This is a genomic window from Tritonibacter mobilis, from assembly GCF_001681715.1.
In the GTDB taxonomy this organism is placed as follows: domain Bacteria; phylum Pseudomonadota; class Alphaproteobacteria; order Rhodobacterales; family Rhodobacteraceae; genus Epibacterium; species Epibacterium mobile.
Genome location: NZ_LNWY01000056.1, coordinates 1 through 572, shown reverse-complemented (window position 1 = coordinate 572; position 572 = coordinate 1). Strand labels below are relative to the sequence as shown.

Here is a 572-nt window from a genome sequence, read left to right as displayed (position 1 = left end):
CTTGGCGTTTCAGCTTCGACCACATCTGTGGTGTCCCACTCCACATCCGCCTCCTCTCCCCAGCTGCTCGGCGCGGGGCTGTCCTCGGGACTGGCGGGTTCCGCCGCCGCCGGGTCGATCTGGGCCGTCTGGAACCGTGCCACCAATTCTGCAAGCGTCTGTGCATCGGTGTTGAGCAACTGCCCTGCCGCCGTGGCTTGTTCTACCATGGCCGCGTTCTGCTGGGTGACCTGATCCAATTGGTTCATGCCCGTGTTGATTTCACCAAGCCCCGTAGATTGCTCCTGCGCGCCTGTGGCAATCCCGGAAATCAACTCCGATATATGGCTCACCCGCTGCAAGATATTCTCAAGCGCGCTGCCGGCCTTGCCAACAAGATCCACACCGCGCTCCACCTGCACGGAGCTGTCACCGATCAGGTTCTTGATCTCCAGCGCCGCATCGGACGACCGCTGCGCCAGCCCGCGGACCTCGGAGGCGACCACCGCAAAACCTCGCCCTGCTTCGCCTGCGCGCGCCGCCTCGACCCCGGCATTCAGCGCCAGCAAATTGGTCTGAAAGGCGATGTCATC

1 protein-coding gene is annotated in these 572 nt (G+C 63.3%); it reads right to left on the bottom strand.

What is annotated here, in order from left to right; genetic code table 11:
- A partial coding sequence (locus tag UB90_RS22380) for a methyl-accepting chemotaxis protein (protein WP_227512241.1) occupies positions 1–572 on the bottom strand: 572 nt, incomplete at both ends.